Origin of the sequence: Citrobacter sp. Cb023 (assembly GCF_030336805.1) — a bacterium.
GTDB lineage: Bacteria > Pseudomonadota > Gammaproteobacteria > Enterobacterales > Enterobacteriaceae > Citrobacter > Citrobacter braakii.
Genome location: NZ_JAOWCV010000038.1, coordinates 1132562 through 1154429 on the forward strand (window position 1 = coordinate 1132562; position 21868 = coordinate 1154429).

At 53.4% G+C, this 21868-nt stretch carries 16 protein-coding genes; 9 read left to right on the forward strand and 7 right to left on the reverse strand.

The window, feature by feature from the left end:
- Nucleotides 1-699: 699 nt before the first annotated feature.
- Nucleotides 700-1308 (reverse strand): class I SAM-dependent DNA methyltransferase, encoded by a 609-nt coding sequence (locus OGW44_RS19190; protein WP_185654214.1) that lies wholly within the window; start codon nt 1306-1308, stop codon nt 700-702.
- Between the two features lie 164 nt (nt 1309-1472).
- Between OGW44_RS19190 and OGW44_RS19195 the strand changes: the two genes are divergently transcribed.
- The 4 genes from OGW44_RS19195 (at nt 1473) to OGW44_RS19210 (ending at nt 7494) form a co-directional block, all read left to right on the forward strand.
- Nucleotides 1473-2555: a LacI family DNA-binding transcriptional regulator gene (locus OGW44_RS19195; RefSeq protein ID WP_047497888.1), complete on the forward strand. Its 1083-nt coding sequence runs from the start codon at nt 1473-1475 to the stop codon at nt 2553-2555.
- A 121-nt stretch (nt 2556-2676) separates the two neighbouring features.
- The gene (locus OGW44_RS19200; protein ID WP_185654213.1) at nt 2677-5760 is read left to right on the forward strand and encodes a beta-galactosidase; all 3084 of its coding nucleotides are present in this window, start codon (nt 2677-2679) and stop codon (nt 5758-5760) included.
- Between the two features lie 52 nt (nt 5761-5812).
- Nucleotides 5813-7066, forward strand: coding sequence for an MFS transporter (locus OGW44_RS19205; RefSeq protein WP_046275623.1), 1254 nt, complete (start codon nt 5813-5815; stop codon nt 7064-7066).
- Between the two features lie 155 nt (nt 7067-7221).
- Nucleotides 7222-7494, forward strand: a complete 273-nt coding sequence (locus OGW44_RS19210; protein WP_016151950.1) for a YceK/YidQ family lipoprotein — start codon at nt 7222-7224, stop codon at nt 7492-7494.
- A gap of 44 nt (nt 7495-7538) precedes the next feature.
- On the opposite strand, the gene prpE is transcribed toward OGW44_RS19210, so the two are convergent.
- The 4 genes from prpE to prpB form a co-directional block, all read right to left on the reverse strand.
- Nucleotides 7539-9425, reverse strand: a complete 1887-nt coding sequence (prpE, locus tag OGW44_RS19215) for a propionate--CoA ligase (RefSeq protein WP_047357650.1) — start codon at nt 9423-9425, stop codon at nt 7539-7541.
- Nucleotides 9426-9464: 39 nt separating this feature from the next.
- On the reverse strand, nt 9465-10916 hold the full coding sequence (locus tag OGW44_RS19220) for a bifunctional 2-methylcitrate dehydratase/aconitate hydratase (RefSeq protein ID WP_016155798.1): 1452 nt from the start codon (nt 10914-10916) through the stop codon (nt 9465-9467).
- Between the two features lie 38 nt (nt 10917-10954).
- Nucleotides 10955-12124: a bifunctional 2-methylcitrate synthase/citrate synthase gene (prpC, locus tag OGW44_RS19225; RefSeq protein WP_016151947.1), complete on the reverse strand. Its 1170-nt coding sequence runs from the start codon at nt 12122-12124 to the stop codon at nt 10955-10957.
- 80 nt (nt 12125-12204) lie between these two features.
- On the reverse strand, nt 12205-13086 hold the full coding sequence (gene prpB, locus OGW44_RS19230) for a methylisocitrate lyase (protein ID WP_016151946.1): 882 nt from the start codon (nt 13084-13086) through the stop codon (nt 12205-12207).
- Between the two features lie 252 nt (nt 13087-13338).
- Here prpB and prpR point away from each other — a divergent pair, with 252 nt between their 5' ends.
- Nucleotides 13339-14949, forward strand: coding sequence for a propionate catabolism operon regulatory protein PrpR (prpR, locus tag OGW44_RS19235; protein WP_046275626.1), 1611 nt, complete (start codon nt 13339-13341; stop codon nt 14947-14949).
- Nucleotides 14950-14981: 32 nt separating this feature from the next.
- Here the strand turns inward: prpR and yahO are convergent, their stop codons facing one another.
- Nucleotides 14982-15257: a DUF1471 family periplasmic protein YahO gene (gene yahO, locus OGW44_RS19240; RefSeq protein ID WP_016151944.1), complete on the reverse strand. Its 276-nt coding sequence runs from the start codon at nt 15255-15257 to the stop codon at nt 14982-14984.
- 273 nt (nt 15258-15530) lie between these two features.
- On the opposite strand from yahO, the gene OGW44_RS19245 reads away from it, so the two are divergent.
- The 4 genes from OGW44_RS19245 to OGW44_RS19260 all read left to right on the forward strand — a co-directional run bounded on the left by OGW44_RS19245 (nt 15531) and on the right by OGW44_RS19260 (nt 19638).
- Complete coding sequence (locus OGW44_RS19245; RefSeq protein WP_065554254.1) at nt 15531-16163, forward strand: LysE family transporter; 633 nt, start codon at nt 15531-15533, stop codon at nt 16161-16163.
- Nucleotides 16164-16242: 79 nt separating this feature from the next.
- Nucleotides 16243-17631, forward strand: coding sequence for a diguanylate cyclase (locus tag OGW44_RS19250; protein WP_016151942.1), 1389 nt, complete (start codon nt 16243-16245; stop codon nt 17629-17631).
- 219 nt (nt 17632-17850) lie between these two features.
- Nucleotides 17851-18945 (forward strand): 4Fe-4S binding protein, encoded by a 1095-nt coding sequence (locus tag OGW44_RS19255; protein ID WP_185654212.1) that lies wholly within the window; start codon nt 17851-17853, stop codon nt 18943-18945.
- A 183-nt stretch (nt 18946-19128) separates the two neighbouring features.
- Nucleotides 19129-19638, forward strand: a complete 510-nt coding sequence (locus OGW44_RS19260) for a hypothetical protein (protein ID WP_223307927.1) — start codon at nt 19129-19131, stop codon at nt 19636-19638.
- A gap of 106 nt (nt 19639-19744) precedes the next feature.
- Here the strand turns inward: OGW44_RS19260 and foxA are convergent, their stop codons facing one another.
- Nucleotides 19745-21853, reverse strand: coding sequence for a ferrioxamine B receptor FoxA (gene foxA / locus OGW44_RS19265; protein WP_185654211.1), 2109 nt, complete (start codon nt 21851-21853; stop codon nt 19745-19747).
- Nucleotides 21854-21868 lie beyond the last annotated feature (15 nt).

Genomic DNA, 21868 nt, shown 5'->3' on the forward strand with positions numbered 1-21868 from the left:
GCAGAAACAGTTGTGAACGGCAAAATTAACATCCCAATTAATATTGCCAACTTTCTTTCATCCCTGAACTTCACCCCACCCCCCATAAAAGTACGAAAGCGAACTTGACTGTAAAGCACAGCCGATCCTTGTAAAAAAGCACAAAATGTAAACAAAAGTAAAGACATTAAGTGCTATTTCACTTCATTCCAATTGCATTTTAGGATTTCTTATGCTCTTAAGTTAAATTATTCTTACTCTGTTGACCTAATCCCATCGCAAATCGCCCATTTACCCACATTAACGCTCTGGACAATACGCTACGATGACGCCACTCGCATCGTGCTAACAGACACACCTCCCCGGCACTAAATAAGCGGAATCCGCAATACCTGGAAATTGTACTATTATCGCTTAACTTAATTGTCGTAAAGTAATAGCGTTAAAAAACATGGAATAATTAGAAATGAATACCAGCATAATTAAACCTTCCGCGATCGTTCTTTTCTTCCTTATTCTGGCAATGCTCAATGGTTTTATTGCAACCCTGGGTTTATTCTTGTCGATTTATACCCTGTGTAAATTTCGTTCCGACGAATACAGCCCATATCAGTATTTTTTAGCAACCAACTCACTCATTTGACAATTATGCCTTTTGTTTTAATAGGGCTCACCAAAGCAGAAGGGAAGGAAGAGAAGGGAACGCTTAACGTTGAGAGTTTAGCCACGTTTTTGCGCCAGCCAGATGGTATGCCCGGCGCAGTGCGGATCTTCCATCACCATCTCTACCACCACAAAACCGTGCGCTGACAGCAATGCGCGGTATTCATCCGGCGCGAGGCTGGCGTGAAACAGCGGTTCGCCCTCAAATTGCCCCATCGCGATACCGTTTTCCGTTCCGCTGGTAAACATCAGCGCGCTGCCGGGACGGCTGAGTCGGTCAAAAATCGGGAACATCTTTTGCTGATCCTGCTGAGTTAAATGGAAAAAGCTGTCCCAGGCGATCAGACCATCGAAAGTCTCGTTAAGTCCCAGCTCGCGCATATCCTGCGCCAGCCAGCGCTGTGCGGGAAAAGTGTGCCGGGCCCGCGCCAGCATCGCCGCAGAACCATCAATTCCCGTAAGCGGAAAGCCTTGCTGAATAAAATAACCAGCAATCGGCTGACCGTTGCCGCAGCCAATATCCACAATGCTGCCTTGCCCGCCCATCACGGTAATGAACTTATCCAGCCAGCTTTTCTCGAACAGTGCGCGTGAACGCTGGCTGGCAAAGGCCTCCGCATGTCGTTGGTAGATGGACAGAATGTTGTTTGCCGCAGAGTCGCTCACGATGTCCTCACTTTTTTATGCTGTTAAGCATCACGACGATAAATCCTCCAGCACACGATCCGCAACCCTGGAATGCGCCTCGCAGAACCAATGCGCAAATACCCCAAAACCGTCCCGCTGTGGCATCATAGCGCGCAGATAACGTCATGACAGGGGTGATAAACGTGAAACCGGTAACGCTATACGATGTGGCAGACCATGCAGGAGTCTCTTACCAGACCGTCTCGCGCGTCGTGAATCAGGCCAGCCACGTTTCCGCAAAAACCCGACAGAAAGTTGAGGCCGCGATGGCGGAGCTCAATTACATCCCCAACCGTGTCGCACAGCAGCTGGCGGGCAAACAGACGCCGCTGATTGGCGTCGTGACGGCGAACCTTGCCCTGCACGCCCCCTCGCAAATCGTTGCCGCCATAAAATCCCGCGCCGACCAGTCCGGGGCCAGCGTGGTGATCGCCATGGTCGAACGTAGCGGCGTTGAGGCATGTAAAGCCGCAGTCCACAACCTGCTTTCTCAACGCGTAACCGGGCTTATCATCAACTACCCGCTGGATGAAGAAGACGCCATTGCCGTGGCTGCCGCCTGCGGTACGGTGCCGGTACTGTTTCTCGATGTCTCAGATCAAACGCCAATTAACAGCGTGATTTTCTCCCATGACGACGGCGCACGTCTCGGCGTTGAACATCTGGTGCAGCATGGGCATCAGCGTATCGCCCTGCTGAGCGGGCCACACACTTCGGTTTCGGCAAGACTTCGCCATGCGGGGTGGCATAAATATCTGGCGCACTACCAGCTGCAACCCACCGCGGAGCTGGAAGGCGACTGGAGCGCGATGTCAGGTTTTCAGCAAACGCTGCATATGCTTAATGGTGGTAATCTCCCCACCGCCATGCTGGTCGCTAACGATCAAATGGCGCTGGGCGCGATGCGGGCGATCAGCGAGTTCGGTCTGCGGGTGGCGGTTGATATCTCGGTGATCGGCTACGATGACACCGAAGACAGCGCCTGCTACATCCCACCACTGACCACCATCAGGCAGGATTTTCCGTTACTGGGTGAAACCAGCGTCGACAGACTGCTGCAACTTCCCCGTGGGACCTCAAGCGTGGGCAACCAACTGCTGCCCGTAACCCTGGTTAAGCGCAATACGGTACTGCCTCCCGATACGCAAACCCTCTCACCCCAGGTGCTGGCCGACTCATTGATCCAGCTAGCGCGGCAAGTTTCGCAGCTCACACCCAAATTGTGAACGCATAACAATTGTGTGAGTCAGTTCACTCATTGAGCGCCCCGTCCTTTACAGTTAGGATCGCTTATTCGTATTTTGATTGAAATTGTGAGCGAATAACAAATTCAAACAGGATACCGTTATGAACCTGAACACAGATTCACTCTCCGCTGTACTGGCCCGCCGTGACTGGGAAAATCCCGGCGTCACGCAGCTCAACCGCCTGGAGGCGCACCCGCCGTTTTGTAGCTGGCGCTCAGCGGATGATGCGCGCACCAATCAGCGATCAACTCAGTTACGCTCGCTAAATGGCAAGTGGCAGTTCGCCTGGTTTTCCGCGCCTGAGGCCGTGCCGGAAAGCTGGCTGACGAGCGATCTGCCACAGGCTGATACTATCAACGTCCCCTCTAACTGGCAGATGGACGGTTACGACGCGCCAATTTATACCAACGTCACCTACCCGATCCCGGTTAACCCCCCGTACGTTCCAGCGCAGAATCCGACAGGATGTTACTCGCTCACATTTAATATCGAAGACGCGTGGTTAGATGAAGGTCAGACGCGCATTATTTTTGACGGGGTGAATTCCGCGTTTCATTTGTGGTGCAATGGTCGCTGGGTTGGCTACGGTCAGGACAGCCGCCTGCCGTCTGAATTCGATCTTAGCGATTATCTGCTGCACGGCGAAAACCGCCTAGCTGTGATGGTGCTGCGCTGGAGCGACGGCAGTTATCTGGAAGACCAGGACATGTGGCGCATGAGCGGGATCTTTCGCGATGTATCTTTGCTGCATAAGCCCACTACGCAAATCCGCGACCTGCGCATTAACACCCGTTTTAACGACGATTTCAGCCGCGCCACGCTGGAAACAGAAGTCAGAGTGGCGGACAACGAGAGCGAAGATTTACGCGTCACCCTGCAATTGTGGGACGGTGAAACGCTCACTCACGAAACGACTTCCCCGCTCGGCAGCGAAATTATTGATGAACGCGGCGCTTATCATGATCGGGTTACCCTGCGTCTGAACGTCGAAAACCCGGCGCTGTGGAGTGCCGAAACGCCTAATCTGTACCGCGCTGTGGTCCAGTTACGTACCGCTGACGGAGTGCTGATTGAAGCGGAAGCCTGTGATGTCGGCTTTCGTCAGGTTCGTATTGAAAACGGCCTGCTGTTACTCAACGGTAAGCCGCTGTTGATTCGCGGCACCAACCGTCATGAGCACCATCCGGTCAACGGTCAGGTGATGGACGAGGCGACGATGGTGCAGGATATTCTGCTGATGAAGCAGAATAACTTTAACGCCGTGCGCTGCTCCCATTACCCGAACCATCCATTGTGGTACACCCTGTGCGATCGCTACGGCCTGTATGTGGTCGACGAAGCCAACATTGAAACCCATGGCATGGTGCCGATGAATCGCCTCACCGACGATCCCGCGTGGCTGCCAGCCATGAGCCAGCGCGTCACGCGCATGGTGCAACGCGATCGCAACCACCCGAGCATCATCATCTGGTCACTGGGCAATGAATCCGGGCATGGCGCCAACCATGACGCGCTCTACCGCTGGATAAAATCAGAAGATCCGTCCCGCCCGGTACAGTATGAAGGCGGCGGCGCAAATACCACGGCGACCGACATTATTTGCCCGATGTACGCCCGCGTCGATCAGGATCAGTCCTTCCCCGCGGTACCCAAATGGTCGATTAAAAAGTGGCTGTCGATGCCCGGCGAGCAGCGTCCGCTGATCCTCTGCGAATACGCCCACGCCATGGGCAACAGTTTTGGCGGTTTCGCCAAATACTGGCAAGCGTTCCGTCAATTTCCGCGCCTACAGGGCGGGTTTGTCTGGGACTGGGTAGATCAGTCGCTGATTAAATATGATGAGAACGGCAAGGCATGGTCTGCCTACGGTGGTGATTTTGGCGACACGCCTAACGATCGTCAATTTTGCATGAACGGCCTGGTGTTCGCCGATCGCACCCCGCATCCGGCATTATACGAGGCCAAACATGTGCAGCAGTTTTTCCAGTTTACGCTGCTGCCGGGACCCAAACGCCAGATTGAAGTAACCAGCGAATATCTGTTCCGCCACAGCGATAACGAAGTTCTGCACTGGTCGATTGCCCAGGATGGCAACCCGCTGGCCGCCGGAGAAATCGTGCTGGATATCGCCCCACAGAGTCGCCAGGTGATTACCCTGCCAGATGTCCCGCTACCGGAAACCGCCGGCCAGTTATGGCTAACGGTACGCGTAGAGCAACCTCAGACCACCGCATGGTCAGATGCCGGGCACATTAGCGCCTGGCAGCAATGGAAGCTGGAAGAGAAACTCAGCCTGGTGCCACGGCCAACTGCCCGTACCGCACCACAGCTGAACGTGAGCGAAAACACCTTTACTGTTGAGATCAACGACAAGCGCTGGCAATTCGACCGTCAGTCTGGCCTGCTGACACAGTACTGGATTGGCGACGCAGCCCAGCTGTTAACCCCGCTTACTGACCAGTTCACCCGCGCGCCGCTGGACAACGACATCGGCGTGAGCGAGTCAACCCGCATCGACCCTAACGCCTGGGTCGAACGCTGGAAAGCCGCCGGTCATTATCTGGTCGAAGCAACGTTACTGCACTGTGCTGCCGACACGCTAAGCCATGCGGTACTGATCGCCACCGAACATGCGTGGCAGTATCAGGGCGAAACACTGTTCGTCAGCCGAAAAAGCTATCGCATTGACGGCAATGGTGAGATGCAGATAACGGTGGATGTCGACGTCGCCAGCGGCACGCCACATCCGGCCCGCATCGGCCTGAGCTGCCAACTGGCGCAGATCGCTGAGCGCGTGAACTGGTTAGGTCTCGGCCCACATGAGAACTACCCGGATCGCCTGAGCGCCGCCTGTTTTGATCGTTGGGATTTGTCGCTTGATGAGATGTACACCCCGTATGTTTTCCCTGGCGAAAACGGTCTGCGCTGCAACACGCGTGAGCTACGCTACGGCGAACATCAATGGCGAGGGGACTTCCTGTTCAACATCAGCCGCTTTAGCCAGAAGCAACTGATGGAAACCAGCCACCGCCATCTGCTGCAACCGGAGGCAGGTACCTGGGTCAATATTGATGGCTTCCATATGGGCGTGGGCGGTGACGACTCCTGGAGTCCTTCCGTTTCACCAGAGTTCCTGCTGAGTGCCGGACTCTACCACTACCAGCTGGTCTGGGGTCAAAAATAATAATAATCGGGCAGGTTCCCCCCTGCCCGCATTCATCGTAAGGAAGTCCATTATGTATTATTTGAAAAACACTAACTTTTGGATGTTCGGCTTCTTCTTTTTCTTTTACTTTTTCATTATGGGTGCCTATTTCCCCTTCTTCCCTATCTGGTTACACGATGTAAACCATATCAGTAAAGGTGACACCGGGATCATTTTCGCCTGTATTTCACTATTTTCATTATTATTCCAGCCTGTTTTCGGACTGCTTTCCGATAAGCTTGGCCTGCGTAAACACCTGCTGTGGGTAATTACCGGAATGCTGGTAATGTTTGCTCCGTTCTTTATTTACGTCTTTGGCCCGTTATTACAGGTTAATATTTTACTGGGTTCGATTGTCGGCGGGATTTACCTTGGCTTTATCTACAATGCCGGCGCCCCAGCGATTGAAGCCTATATTGAAAAAGCCAGCCGCCGAAGCAATTTTGAATTTGGTCGCGCGCGCATGTTTGGCTGCGTGGGCTGGGCGCTATGCGCCTCGATTGCCGGGATTATGTTCACCATCAATAACCAGTTTGTCTTCTGGTTAGGTTCCGGCTGTGCGGTCATTCTGGCATTGCTGCTGCTCTTTTCAAAAACAGATGTCCCCTCTTCTGCAAAAGTTGCGGATGCGGTAGGCGCCAACAACTCAGCATTCAGTCTGAAGCTGGCGCTGGAGTTATTTAAACAACCGAAACTCTGGTTCCTCTCCCTGTACGTGGTCGGCGTTTCCTGTACGTATGATGTGTTTGACCAGCAGTTCGCCAACTTCTTTACCTCGTTCTTTGCCACCGGCGAACAGGGTACCCGTGTGTTTGGCTACGTCACGACCATGGGGGAATTACTTAATGCCTCTATCATGTTCTTTGCGCCGCTGATTGTGAACCGCATTGGCGGAAAGAACGCCCTACTGCTGGCCGGTACGATAATGTCGGTGCGGATCATCGGCTCCTCCTTCGCCACCTCTGCGCTGGAGGTCGTCATTCTCAAAACGCTGCATATGTTTGAAATACCGTTCCTGATCGTCGGTTGCTTCAAATACATCACCAGTCAGTTTGAAGTGCGCTTCTCGGCCACAATTTACCTGGTGTGCTTCTGTTTCTTCAAACAGTTAGCAATGATTTTCATGTCAGTTCTGGCCGGAAAAATGTATGAGAGTATTGGTTTCCAGGGGGCGTATCTGGTGCTGGGGATAATTGCGCTAAGCTTCACGTTGATTTCCGTATTTACCCTAAGTGGACCGGGGCCGTTTTCTCTGCTGCGTCGTCGCGAAAGCGTCACACTGTAAAAGCCTCTTTACCGGATACACCACTCACGTGGTTTATCCGGCCTTCGATGTGCCATCCTCACACGATGAGTCCTGACCTGGTGGTTTAAGTTCCGAGGACAACACGCCGCTTTTTTATCGTTATGGTAAAACGGGGCGAGAAGCCAGGTCATAGCATGAGCAAAAAGACGGTTGCGGTAACAACGCTCTTTATCAGCGTATTACTTACAGGATGTGGCAGCATTGATGCGCGCACGGCAGGCGAGGATTCAGATACGTATTACGTGGGAATGCGCCATGATATTGATAAACTAAAAAACCCGGGCGCTTACGATTATAACTATTTCGATTTAGCGCTGTTATTTGTTGATGTGCCGTTATCGTTCGTGGCCGATACGGTTTATGCGCCGTTTGATTACTATCACGGGCCGTATAAGAAAGTTGATTAACACGTAGGCCCGGTAAGCATTGCGCCACCGGGCATCACACGACGTTACTCCTCGATTGCCTGACGGATTTGCTGCAACGATGCGGGATCGTCAATGGTCGTCAGATCGCCAGGATCGCGGCCTTCGCAGATCGCCTGAATCGTCCGTCTGAGCATTTTGCCGGAGCGTGTTTTCGGCAGCTGCGACACAAACCAGACGTGCGCCGGACGACCAAAATTACCAATTTGACTGTCCACCAGCGCCATAATCGCCTTCTCTTCCGAATGGGCAATGTCGCTGTCTTCCAGGCTGTCGCTCTGTTTTGGAATAACAAACGCGACCGCCACCTGCCCTTTCAGCGCATCCTTCACGCCAACTACCGCCACCTCGGCGACGTTTGGATAGCTGGAAATACTCTCCTCTATCTCGCGCGTCCCCAGCCGGTGTCCGGCCACGTTGATCACGTCATCCGTACGGCCCAGAATGAAGTAATAGCCATCGGCATCGCGAATGCCCCAGTCAAAGGTGGCGTACACCTGGCGGGAAAACAGCGACCAGTAGGTATTCACAAACCGCGCGTCATCCCCCCAGATAGTCTGAATACAGCCCGGCGGCAGCGGCCCTTCAATCACCAGCATCCCCTTCTCGTTCGCCGCACAAGGTTCACCGGTCACCTCATTGAGCAACTGCACGTTATAGCCGTACATCGGCACGCCAGGACTGCCCAGCCGCGACGGTCGGTCGTCCAGCCCGCGGGCGATAGCCATAATCGGCCAGCCGGATTCAGTCTGCCAGTAGTTGTCGATAACCGGGACGCCCAGCGTTTCCGTTACCCAACTGGCGGTCGGTTCATCCAGCGGCTCACCCGCCAGATACAGCACCTCCAGCGAGGAGAGATCGTGATTGCGGATTTGCGCGGTCGGGAATTTTTTCAGCACGCGGATGGCGGTCGGGGCCGAGAACATCCGGCTGACCTGATACTTCTCAACAATTTTCCACCATACGCCGCAGTCCGGATACGTTGGCAGCCCTTCGTAAACCACCGTCGCCATCCCTGCCAGCAGCGGGGCATACACGATATAGGAATGCCCAACCACCCAGCCGATATCCGACGCGCAGAAGAACACGCCGCCCGCTTTGCCGCCGAAAATGGTGTCCATCGAGGTCGCCAGCGCGACCGCGTAACCACCAACGTCGCGCTGGACGCCTTTCGGTTTACCGGTTGTCCCGGAGGTGTAGAGAATGCAGGACGTTTCGTTCGACTCCAGCCAGACAACCGGCACCCGTGCGCCGAGATGCTGTTGGCGTAGCGCGGCAAAGTCGAGGTCACGCCCCTCCACCCGCGCCATTTTCGCCAGACCGCGGTCGACCAGCACCACATGACGCGGCTGATGCTGAGCCTGATCGATCGCATCATCGAGTAGCTTTTTATAGGGCAGGATCTTGCCGCCGCGCGCCCCGGCATCCGCCGAAACGATAACCACCGGTCGGGCGTCATCGATGCGCGCCGCCACGCTGTGCGAAGCAAAACCACCGAACACTACCGAATGGATCGCCCCAATGCGCGCGCAGGCCAGCAGCGTAATGTGCGCTTCGGCGATCATCGGCATATAAACCAGTACCCGATCCCCGCGCTGTACGCCGAGCGACAACAGCATCGCTGCCACAATATTCACTTCGTCATACAACTGACGAAAGGTAAACGTGCGTTCTTCTTCGGTTTCTGATGACACCGCAATCAGCGCCAGCGCCTCGGGCTGTTTCTCCAGCCAGCGGTCGATGGCGTTATGGCACAGATTGGTCGTCCCGCCGCAAAACCAGCGGGCAAACGGCGGATTGCTGTGGTCCAGTACCTGCGTATACGGCTGCTGCCAGTCAATACGCTGGGCCTGCTCGGCCCAGAACGACTCCGGCTGCGTAATAGAACGTTGATAAAACTCGCTATAAGACATAATGCTCTCCTGTTGAACTTACGCCTGATGAGTCGGGTTTCAGATAACAAACAAATCCATATACTCATTGACCGGCATCTGCTCCAGGCGAGTTCTGTCCAGGGAGACATCCAGAATGCGCTGCTGCTGACGGGTCGGGAACTGACGCGCCAGGTTGATTTTGAACTTCTCGACCAGCTTCGGCATCCCGTCGTTACGACGGCGCGCGTGGCCGATTGGGTACTCCACCACCACTTCTTCAAAACGTGAGCCATCGGTGAATTCCAGGGTGATGGCATTCGCGATGGCGCGTTTTTCAGGATCGTGGTAATCGGCTGTAAAAGCCGGATCTTCAAAGCAGTTGATCTTCTCGCGCAGGGCATCAATGCGTTTGTCCTGCGCCACGCCGTCTTCATAATCTGCCGCGGTTAAACGCCCGAACAGCAGCGGAATGGCGACCATATACTGGATGCAGTGATCGCGATCCGCCGGGTTATTCAGCGGGCCTTTTTTATCGATGATGCGGATACAGGCTTCGTGCGTACGAATGGTCACTTTTTCGATATCCGCCGCCGTTTTCCCTGCAGCCTGTAGCTGCTCGTACAGCGTCATCGCCGCCTCTACCGCAGTCTGCGAGTGGAACTCGGCCGGGAAGGAGATTTTAAACAGCACGTTTTCCATCACATAAGAGCCGTACGGGCGCTGGAAGCGGAACGATTCGCCTTTGAAAGAGACGTCATAAAAGCCCCAGGTTTTCGCCGTCAGCGCAGACGGATACCCCATCTCACCGGTTTTCGCCATCAGTGCCAGACGTACCGCGCGCGAAGTTGCATCGCCAGCTGCCCAGGATTTACGCGTGCCGGTATTTGGCGCATGGCGATAGGTACGCAGCGACTGCCCGTCAACCCACGCCAGCGACACCGCGTTGAGAATTTCATCCCGGTTCAGGCCAAGCATCTCGGCGACCACCGCCGTGGAGGCCACTTTGACCAGCAGGACGTGATCGAGACCGACGCGGTTAAAAGAGTTTTCCAGCGCGATGCAGCCCTGAATTTCATGGGCTTTAATCATTCCGGTGAGCACTTTTTTCATGGTTAACGGCGCTTTCCCCACCGCTACCGCATTGCGTGACAGCCAGTCAGCCGTAGCCAGAATGCCGCCGAGGTTATCGGAAGGATGACCCCATTCCGCGGCCAGCCAGGTGTCGTTAAAGTCCAGCCAGCGGATCATCGCGCCGATGTTAAACGCCGCCTGCACCGGGTCGAGCTGGAACTGGGTGCCCGGAACGCGCACGCCGTTCGGCACCACAGTCCCTGGGACTACCGGCCCCAGCAGTTTTTTACAAGCCGGATATTCCAGCGCTTCCAGGCCGCAGCCTAAGGTATCAAGCAGGCAATAATGCGCGGTGTCATACGCTACCGTCGAAGTGATCTCGTAATTCATGACGTAATCAACGATATCAACGATTTCACGGTCAAATTCCGGGCGGACGTTCGAAATATGTGCAGACATAACAAGGGTTCCTGTTTTTTATATTTAGAGGTTTTGCATTAGCAACGCTGATCTATCGCGACAAAGACACGATCTTCCGGGCCGGTGTAATTGGCGGAAGGACGGATAATTTTGTTGTCCTGGCGCTGTTCGATGATATGCGCCGCCCAGCCGGTGACGCGGGCGATGACAAACAGCGGTGTGAACATTTCGGTCGGGACGCCCATCATGTTGTAGGAGACTGCCGAGAACCAGTCGAGGTTGGGGAACATCTTTTTCGTTTCCCACATCACGTCTTCCAGACGGTCGGCGATGTTGTACATTTTCAGCGAACCGCCTTCCTGAGAAAGCTGTTTCGCCACGCGCTTTATCACCTGATGGCGCGGGTCGGCGATGGTGTAAACCGGATGACCAAAGCCAATCACCACTTCTTTGTTTTCAACGCGTTTACGGATATCCGCTTCCGCTTCGTCTGGCGTTTCGTAGCGCTGTTGGATCTCCAGCGATACTTCATTCGCCCCGCCGTGTTTCGGACCACGCAATGCGCCAATCGCGCCGATAATCGCGGAATACATATCGGATCCGGTCCCTGCAATCACGCGGCTGGTGAAGGTGGAGGCGTTGAATTCGTGTTCGGCGTACAGCACCAGCGAAATATGCATCGCTTTTTCCCAGCTTCGCGACGGCTTTTCGCCATGCAGCAGATGCAGGAAGTGTCCACCAATGGAATCATCGTCAGTTTCAGGCTGAATACGCTCGCCGTTATGGCTGTAGTGATACCAGTACAGGAGAATAGAACTGAGCGATGCCAGCAGCTTGTCAGCAATATCGCGTGCGCCGGAGACGGTATGCCCTTCTTTTTCCGGCAACGTACAGCCCAGCGCGGAGACGCCGGTGCGCATCACGTCCATCGGGTGCGAGGCAGCAGGCAGCGCTTCCAGGACGGTACGCACGTTTGCGGGCAGCCCGCGCAGCGCTTTTAATTTGCTTTTATAGGCGGTGAGCTCATCACGGGTGGGCAATTTCCCGTGGATCAGCAGGTGCGCGACTTCTTCAAATTCGCACTGCTGCGCCAGATCGAGAATATCGTAGCCGCGATAGTGCAGGTCGTTACCGCTTTTGCCTACGGTACACAGCGCGGTATTTCCGGCGGCGACGCCTGACAGCGCAACCGATTTTTTAGGTTTAATGACATGGGTACTATTTTGCAGGATCGTTGTGTCGCTCATGTTGTCCTCGTCATTTTTATAATATGTAGGGTACAAATTTATTGCCGGATGGCAGCTACGCCTTATCCGGCCTACGACGGTTACTTCTTGGTATACAACGCGTCGAGTTTCTCTTCGAACTGGTAGTAATTGATGCTTTCGTACAGCTCGTTGCGCGTCTGCATAATGTCGATAACGCTCTTTTGCGTTCCTTCCTGGCGCAGCACGTTGTAAACCTTTTCCGCAGCGCGGTTCATGGCGCGGAAGGCCGACAGCGGATACAACGCCATCGCGACGTTCGCGCTGCGCAGTTCATCAGTGGTGAACAGTGGCGTAGCGCCAAATTCGGTAATGTTGGCGAGGATCGGCACCTGTACCGCATCGGCAAACTGACGGTACATGGCAAGCTCGGTAATGGCTTCCGGGAACAACATATCCGCGCCTGCTTCTACGTACGCCTGGGCACGATCGATGGCGGCCTCTAACCCTTCCACCGCCAATGCATCGGTCCGCGCCATGATCACAAAGTTGGGATCGGTACGCGCATCCACGGCGGCGCGGATCCTGTCGACCATCTCTTCTTTCGAGACGATCGCCTTGTTCGGGCGATGGCCGCAGCGTTTGGCGCCGATCTGATCTTCAATATGCAGCGCGGCGGCACCGGCTTTGGAAATCGACTTCACGGTCCGCGCCACGTTGAAAGCTGACGATCCAAAACCGATATCCGCATCCACCAGCAATGGCAGCGGGCAAACATCAGTAATGCGGCGAATATCGGTTAGCACATCATCAAGGGTAGAAATACCGAGATCCGGCAGACCCAGAGACCCAGCCGCGACGCCGCCGCCGGAGAGATAAATCGCCTGATATCCGGCGCGTTGGGCCAGCAGAGCGTGGTTGGCGTTGATGGTGCCAACGATTTGTAATGGGTTTTCTTTGCTGAGCGCGGCGCGAAACGCCTGCCCTGGGGAGTGTAGAGACATATCCCGTCCTTTTGTTATCAACTTGTTATCGTTCGTTGATTTATTTAAAGCAAGGGGTATGCCAAAGACCTTAATTTTTAATTATTTTATATATTTACCTTTAAAAACAATATATTAAATTAAATCATTGTATCTTTGTTGCACAAAAGCGTGTCAGCTATCGTTTCATGAAACGTTCCTTCACGTTTCATTGCAACATTCATGAAACACAACTAAACCCTAATACTCGGTGCCTTACTTTTTAGGATGGTTATGGCTGATACGCATCTTCCGCCGCGGGTGAACGACGACAAACCGGTTATCTGGACCGTTTCGGTCACGCGCCTGTTCGAACTGTTTCGCGACATCAGCCTGGAGTTCGACCACCTGGCAACCATCACCCCTATTCAGCTTGGTTTTGAAAAAGCGGTGACGTATATCCGCAAGAAGTTAGCCACCGAGCGTTGTGATGCCATCATTGCCGCGGGTTCCAACGGGGCGTATCTTAAAAGCCGTTTATCGATTCCGGTGATCCTGATTAAACCCAGCGGGTTTGACGTGCTACAGGCGCTGGCCAAAGCGGGAAAGCTCACCTCGTCGATTGGCGTCATTACCTATCAGGAAACCCTCCCCGCGCTGCTCGCTTTTCAAAAAACCTTCAATTTGCAGCTTGAACAGCGCAGCTATATCACGGAAGAAGATGCCCGTGGGCAAATCAACGAGCTGAAGGCCAGCGGCACGCAGGCGGTCGTCGGCGCGGGGTTAATTACCGACCTGGCTGAAGAAGCAGGCATGACCGGCATCTTTATCTATTCGGCGGCCACCGTGCGCCAGGCCTTTGTCGATGCGCTCGATATGACTCGTCTGACGCTGCGCAGAAACGGTCCGTACGTTTCCGGCGATACGCTGCGCACCCGCTATGCGCTGGGGGATATGCGCGGTCACTCGGCACAGATGGAACAGGTGCGGCACACCATTATGCTTTATGCCCGTTCGCGTGCGCCAGTGCTGATTCAGGGCGAAACCGGCACGGGCAAAGAGCTGGCGGCGCAGGCAATTCATCGTGAATTTTTCACCCGTCAGGAGAACCGGCGCGGTAAACCTTCGCCGCCGTTTGTTGCCGTCAACTGCGGGGCAATCACCGAATCATTACTGGAAGCGGAGCTGTTCGGCTATGAGGATGGCGCCTTTACCGGCTCCCGTCGGGGAGGACGCGCGGGCCTGTTTGAAATCGCCCACGGCGGAACGCTGTTTCTTGATGAGATAGGCGAAATGCCGCTGCCGTTACAAACCCGACTGTTGCGCGTACTGGAAGAAAAAGAGGTCACCCGGGTCGGTGGACATCAGCCGATTCCGGTCGATGTACGGGTGATTAGCGCCACCCACTGTCATCTGGAGCAGGAGATAAAACAGGGAGAATTTCGCACCGATCTGTTTTATCGCCTGAGTATTTTGCGCCTCACGCTACCGCCGCTACGCGAGCGATTGCCCGATATCCTGCCGCTGGCGGAAGGCTTTTTAAAACAGTCGCTGGCGGAACTGGAGGTGCCGTTTTCTGAACCTGTGCGCAAAGGGCTGGGTCTGAGTCAACCGACGTTACTGAATTATGGCTGGCCTGGGAATATCCGTGAACTGCGTAATATGATGGAGCGCCTGGCGCTGTTTTTAAGCGTCGAGCCGCAGCCGGAGCTGAACGTACAATTCCTGCAGCAGCTGTTACCGGAACTGGCCGTTGCTGCTGACGCGCCGCAGGTATCCTCATCGCTCACGCCGCAGCAGGTGCTGGCGCAATTCAATGGCGATAAAACCGCGGCTGCACGATATCTCGGGGTAAGCCGAACCACCTTCTGGCGCAGATTAAAAGAAAACCCGCCGATACAATGACCGGCGGGAATCGTGATTTTTACAGTAGCGTATTATTTTTTCTTGTAGATATTGGCTGTGCCATGGATTTTATTATCCGTTTGACCGGAGGTTAATACCACCACATCGGCCCCTTTCTCTTCTGCTTTCTTCAGCAGCTCTTCTTTAGCGTCTGAGACAGAAACTTCATTACTCGTTGAGATATCACCGATTTTTGTGTACTGCGATTCAACCTTTTCAAATTCAAGTTTTGTCATAAATTCCGCGGCATATGCGTTGGTCACGACAAAAGCTAATGCACCAATAAGTACTTTAATTCCAGTTTTCATAGACCAGCTCCAGGTTTTGTTATTACGCCATCATCGATCCCTGAACATTACATAACGCGATTCAAGGATGATTAATAACTAGTCCAGCCTGGATAAAAAATCCACATTCAGCAGGAATATATAGAGATTTTGCGGCGCAGAAAAAACCGGTCACCGGGTAGCAGCGCGTCAACCTGTTCAAAGTTTCAATAGCCAGTGTGAGTTGATCCTCAGAACAGGCAGCGCACTGAAATTATAGTGTTAACTTTATGAGAATCTGAGGAATTGTTGTCTATGGAACCTCTGCACGCCGTCGTACTCACCGTCAGCCTGTTTGTTTTAACTTTTTTTAACCCCGGCGCGAACCTGTTTGTGGTGGTGCAAACCAGCCTGGCGTCAGGGCGACGCGCGGGCGTGATAACCGGTCTGGGCGTCGCCTTAGGCGATGCGTTCTACTCCGGCCTCGGGCTCTTTGGCATGGCGACGCTTATCACTCAGTGTGAAGAGATTTTTTCGTTGATTAAGATTGTCGGCGGCGCCTATCTGCTGTGGTTCGCCTGGAACAGCATCCGGCATCAGGCGACACCGCAAATGCCAACGCTACAGCAGCCGCTTTCCGCCCCCTGGTATGTGTTTTTCCGCCGGGGGTTATTAACGGATTTATCTAATCCGCAAACCGTGCTGTTTTTTATTAGTATCTTCTCGGTCACCTTAAGCGCAGACACGCCAACGTGGGCCAGGTTGATGGCCTGGGCCGGCATTGTGTTGTCTTCCGTTATCTGGCGTATTTTTCTCAGCCAGGCGTTTTCGTTGCCCGCCGTGCGCCGTGCGTATGGCCGAATCCAACGGATTGCCAGCCGGGTGATCGGCGCCATTATTGGTGTCTTCGCGCTCAGGCTTATTTATGAAGGTATTAGCCATCGATAAGAGAGTTTAACTTGACCATCGTGAGGTAATTGTCCGTAATACCGCCTGAATTTTTAATCGCACGTTGAGTGGCAGTAAGATGGAACAGGTTGAACCGGTAAACGACACATTACTCCTTACAGAATGGCAGGCGCTGTTACGTCAAACATCGCCTGAAGTTCACACGCTCCTGACATCGTTAAGCGATGAAGAGATCCGCCATTTAGTAACCGTTTTTTATGACTATATGCTCTCCCATGCGGAGAGCGCATTGTTCCTCAATACAGAACAGGTCAGTACCCGCCTCAGCGGCAGCATGTTTGACTGGCTGCGCAGCGTACTTGGCAGCGCCCACGAAGATCTCTCACAACTGCTGGCCAAACAGCGCAAAATTGGTGTGGTGCATGCCCGTATCGGCCTGCCCATCGATCTGGTTAACCGCGGCGCGCGCAAGCTGAAAGATGAGCTGTACAGGGTGTTAAAAACAAAGGCGGATTCCACTCCCGCCTTGCTGAGCGATGCTATCTGTTTCAGCAGTCTGGCAATGGATACTGCGCTGGAGGCCATGACGGTCTCCTATTCCCCCAGTTTTCAAAACTCTATGCACACGCAGGAGCAGTACCGTCTACAGACTATTTACGATGACGTTAACGTCGAGCGCGAGCGGCAAATCCGTTCGTTTACCGACTGGGAAAACCAGTTTATTTATAACATCGCCACCGGAATGCCTTTCGGTGAGATGGTGTTTCTGGCGAATTCTGACTTCGGTATGTGGTTATCACATAAGGGAAAACATATCCTCGGCAACAGCAATCTGCTGAATAAGATGGAATCACTGATTGCAGAGATCGACAGTCGTCTGACGACAACCCTGTCGCATCAGCATCAGCCGACAGAACCCGAGCGGATGAGCTTATTGCAGGATGTACGCCAGCTATCGGCAAAAATCCATTTCCTGCTCGCCTCAATGTTCGACGCGCTGGTTAAGCAGGAAAATGGTAAAGATTCGCTGACCCAGTTGCTTAATCGCCGCTTTATTCCGACCATCATGCGGCGCGAGATCTCGCTGGCGTTACATACGCGTAAGCCTTTTACCCTGGCGATGCTGGATATCGACTACTTCAAGCAAATTAACGATAACTTCGGGCATAATACTGGCGATCTGACGCTCAAAAACGTCGCGGCGGTCATTTACGATCATATCCGCAGCAGCGATTACGTGTTCCGCTACGGTGGCGAAGAATTTATGATTCTGCTCGTCGAGTCAGATGAAACACAGGCCAGTATTATTCTGGAAACGCTGCGTATGAAAATTGCCGAGATGCGCATGGCAGCCTCAGCGACAGAAACGTTTTCTATTACCGTCAGTATTGGTATTGCCGAATATGACTATCATCCCGACTATAAACAGTTGGTTGATAAAGCCGATCGCGCACTTTATCTGGCGAAAAGTAATGGCCGCGACCGCGTTGAGGTTTATCAGGAATAATCGTTGCCCTGCAGAGAAATAAATACCCCGTTCAGGGTATTTATCTGACCTGTGATAAATATCGGGCTGTTATTATTTTTCAGGCATATTGGCATGAAGAAAATAACAGCCGCGTAATAAGATGCAAATCAAATACACCAAATCTGAATAGCGCTAGCATATCCCGGTGATGACGCCTTCTGAATGCAGAAGGGGAAATATGAGGGATACTATAAAACCATGAACGGGAAGATGAGAACGCGCTGGCAGCGCCGCCCAGGCACGACCGGGGGCAAACTGCCGTGGAATGACTGGCGCAACGCCAGCAGCTGGCGAAAAGCCACCCAGTTTCTCCTGCTGGCTATCAATATTTATATTGGCGTGGCGTTCTGGTATTGGGTCCGCTATTTCGAAACCGCCGGCACCAGCGTTTATATTCCAAGGCCCGGCGGTATTGAGGGATGGCTGCCGATAGCGGGTTTGATGAATCTCCGCTATACGCTAGAGACCGGTTTTCTTCCGCCCATCCATGCCGCCTCTATGCTGCTGTTAGTTGCGTTTATCCTGATTAGCCTGTTGTTAAAAAAAGCTTTCTGTTCATGGTTATGCCCAGTGGGGACGCTTTCCGAACTGCTCGGTAATCTGGGGAGAAAATTATTCGGTCGTAACTTTACGCTGCCGCGCTGGCTGGATATCCCGCTGCTCAGCCTGAAGTATCTGCTGCTGGGGTTTTTCTTGTATATCGCCCTGTCAATGCCCGCCCAGGGGATTCAGTACTTTCTGACGTCAGCCTATGGAATCATCATCGATGTGAAGATGCTCGATTTCTTTCGCCATATTGGCTCCGCCACGCTCATCTCCGTGGTGGTTATCAGTCTCCTGAGCCTGTTTTTTCGCAACGCCTGGTGTCGTTATCTGTGTCCTTACGGCGCACTGCTTGGTCTGTTCTCGCTGTTCTCGCCGTTTAAAATCCGCCGCAACGCCGACAGTTGCATTGATTGCGGGAAATGCGCGAAAAATTGCCCATCGAAAATCCCGGTCGACAGACTGATTCAGGTGCGTACTGTGGAATGCACTGGCTGCATGACCTGTGTTGAATCCTGCCCGGTGGCTTCAACATTGAGCTTTTCCCTGCAGACACCGCCGGGTGTAAAAGGCAGCGGTAAAGCGTTATGGCGACAAACGGCACTGTCGGGTGTTGCCATGACAATACTGGTGCTGGGGATTCTGTTTGCCACCATTGGTTATGCGGTATATGCCAATGTCTGGGATACGCCGGTGCCGGATCACCTGTATTTCCAGTTGATCCCGAAAGCAAAAATGATCGGCCATTAATTCTTTACCAGTATGTTCAAAACCCCTGCCAATTCTGGCAGGGTTTCCTGCCTGTTACGCCATTTTAAGACTATTGCACTTGTGTCATCGTGCCCCCGTTTATACAACCTTAAATATCACCCGTAATCATTTTTTTATTATGTTATGGGCGACTGGGACCACAATAATGAACGGGATAACATCATGACTAAAATAAAACTGGCGCTGCTTTTACCTCTGTTTCTGGCGGGTTGTACGGTAAGCGATGGAGAATTAAGAAACGCTTACGCTCAGCGTTATCAGCAGCCCGCCGCTTATGTCGATATCTATAAACAGAAAATAGCAGGCATGGATATTAATGCGTTGGCCCAATATGCCGCCGCAGAAGATAAGAAAAAAATGCGTGGGCAGCCAAGACTGAAAATCGACGAATTCATTACCATTGAAAATGTGCAGGCGAAAGGAAACCGGGTGGTCTACGATTACTCGCTGTCCGAGAGCTGGCTGGCGCTGTCCGCAGATAAACAGCGTGAAAAGCAGACCAATATGAATAAAGACCTGATCTATCGTACCTGCTCGCTGGAAACGGTACGTCTGGCGCAGGCAAAAGGGTTGGAAGAAGAGCATAACTATTACAGCCAGTACCCAGACAAAGTCGCCTTTACCCTGAGAACCAGCGCGCAGATTTGTATGCAAAACGGTTTTACGCAATAACCGCAATCTCCCAGCCTGATGGCGCTGCGCTTATCAGGCCTACAATTTGCACGCATCTGTAGGCTTGATAAGACGCCAGCACCGCCATCCGGCTAAAAAACGATACTCAGAACTTCCATGAAACGCTGCCGACAATGCTGCGCTCGGCGCCGAAGTAGCAGTATGAGAGCGAATTACAAGCCGCAACGTAGCGCTTGTCGGTCAGGTTGTTGACGTTCAACTGAGCGCTCAACCCTTTAATACCGATATTCGTTAAGTCGTAGCCAATTGCCATATCCACCAGCGTGTAGGACGGCAGAGTGTGAGTATTCAGGCGATCGCTGGCAATACCGTTGACATAACGCACGCCTGAGCCCAGCGTCAGGCCATCCAGCGGACCGCTTTTCACATCGTAGCTCAGCCAGGTACTGGCCTGGTTACGCGGCGCGTACACTGCACGCTTACCCTGCTCTTCCGGGCTGCTTTTCTTATAGCGAATGTCGGTATAGGTATACGCCGCCTGCAGACGGAAGCTCTCCGTCAGTTGGCTAATGGCCTCCAGCTCTACCCCTTCAGACTCAATTTCCCCAATCGAGCGGTACGGATCGGTCGGCTCTTCTTTGGTGGCGATATTCGTCTGATTGATACGGAATACCGACGCGCTGAACTGACTGTTGAGTCCTTCCGGCTCATATTTCAGCCCGGCTTCCCACTGCTTGCCTTTCATCGGATCCAGCAGATTGCCGTTCTCATCGGCAAAGCTGGTTGGCGTAAAGGCGGTGGAATAACTCACATACGGCGCAAAGCCGTTATCGAACAAATAGAGCAGCGCAGCACGGGTGCTGAAGTTGTTTTTGTCCAGATCGCTACGGGTATCGTTGATCTTATCAATGTTAGAAACGCTCACCTGATCGTAGCGACCGCCGAGCGTAATACGCCAGCGATCCCATGACATCTGATCCTGCAAATAGTAGCCTGTCTGGCGCAGCTTGTGCTTCTCACGCGCATACATGTTGATGTAATCAGGCTGCGTGCCATATACCGGGTTAAAGGCGTCAATCGGCGGGAATGCACCGTAGTAACCGGTGGTATTGTTGCTGCGATCCTGATAGTCGATCCCCACCAGCACACGGTGGTTGACCTGCCAGGTATCAAAGCTGCCGTCGAGTTGGTTATCCAGCGTAATCGCTGACATTTTTTCATCGGAGCCGGAGTAGCCGCGGTTAAGCTCGGTTTCATTCAGCCAGCCTGCCGCATACACCTGATTCAGCTCAACGTCGGTATGCAGGTAGCGCAGTTTTTGCCGCACCGACCAGCCGTTATCAAACAGGTGCTCAACGTTGTAGCCCACCATGTTTTCACGGCGATCGTATTTGTCGTAATCATCCTCGCCTTCGTAAAAGGTGTTGGAGATCTTTTGCCCGTAATGTGGAACCACGGTGCCGTCATACGGCAGACCGGAGTGGCTTCCGCCTTCCGGGTCACAGTGCAGATAAGCCATCAGATCCAGACGCGTCTGGTCGGTGATGCGCCAGGTCAGGCTGGGCATCAGCGCATAACGTTCTTCTTTCAATGGACCAAACTGCGAGTCTGCGTAACGCGTCATTCCACTCAGTCGTGCCGCCACGCGATCGTTATCATCCAGCGCCCCGGTGACGTCAAACGCCGCGCCGCGCTGGTTATTGTTGCCAGCAAACAGTTTCACTTCTCCGCCAGCATCAAACGACGGCTTACGTGATGTCAGCGCGACAATACCGCCCGGAGAAGAACGGCCATACAGTACGGAAGCCGGACCGCGTACCACTTCGATATCTTCGAGGAACCACGGATCAACCACCAGCGAGCTGTGTGAGTTGGTGTCCCCCATCATCTTCAGGCCATCGAGATAGACGTTGTCCAGGCTACCATCCGAGAAACCACGCAGCACAATATAGTCAAAGCGGTTGGAGGCACCAATCTGATTGCTGTACACCCCCGGCGTATAGCTTACGGCCTGGCGCACGCTGGTGGCGCCCTGCTCTTCAAACTGTTCACGGGTAATGATCGATACCGACTGAGGCGTTTCAAGATCCGGTGTGGCGAGCTTCGTGGCCCCGCTTTGCATTTGCGAGGTGACAACCACCGTATCGTTTTTTGTTGTTTCCTGCGCCAGCAGAGGAAAAGCCACGCTACCGGTCACCCATCCCACCAATAGCGCCAACCGAGTCTTCGCGAACATGAATATCTCCAAAGGCATGTCTAATTGTAAGTG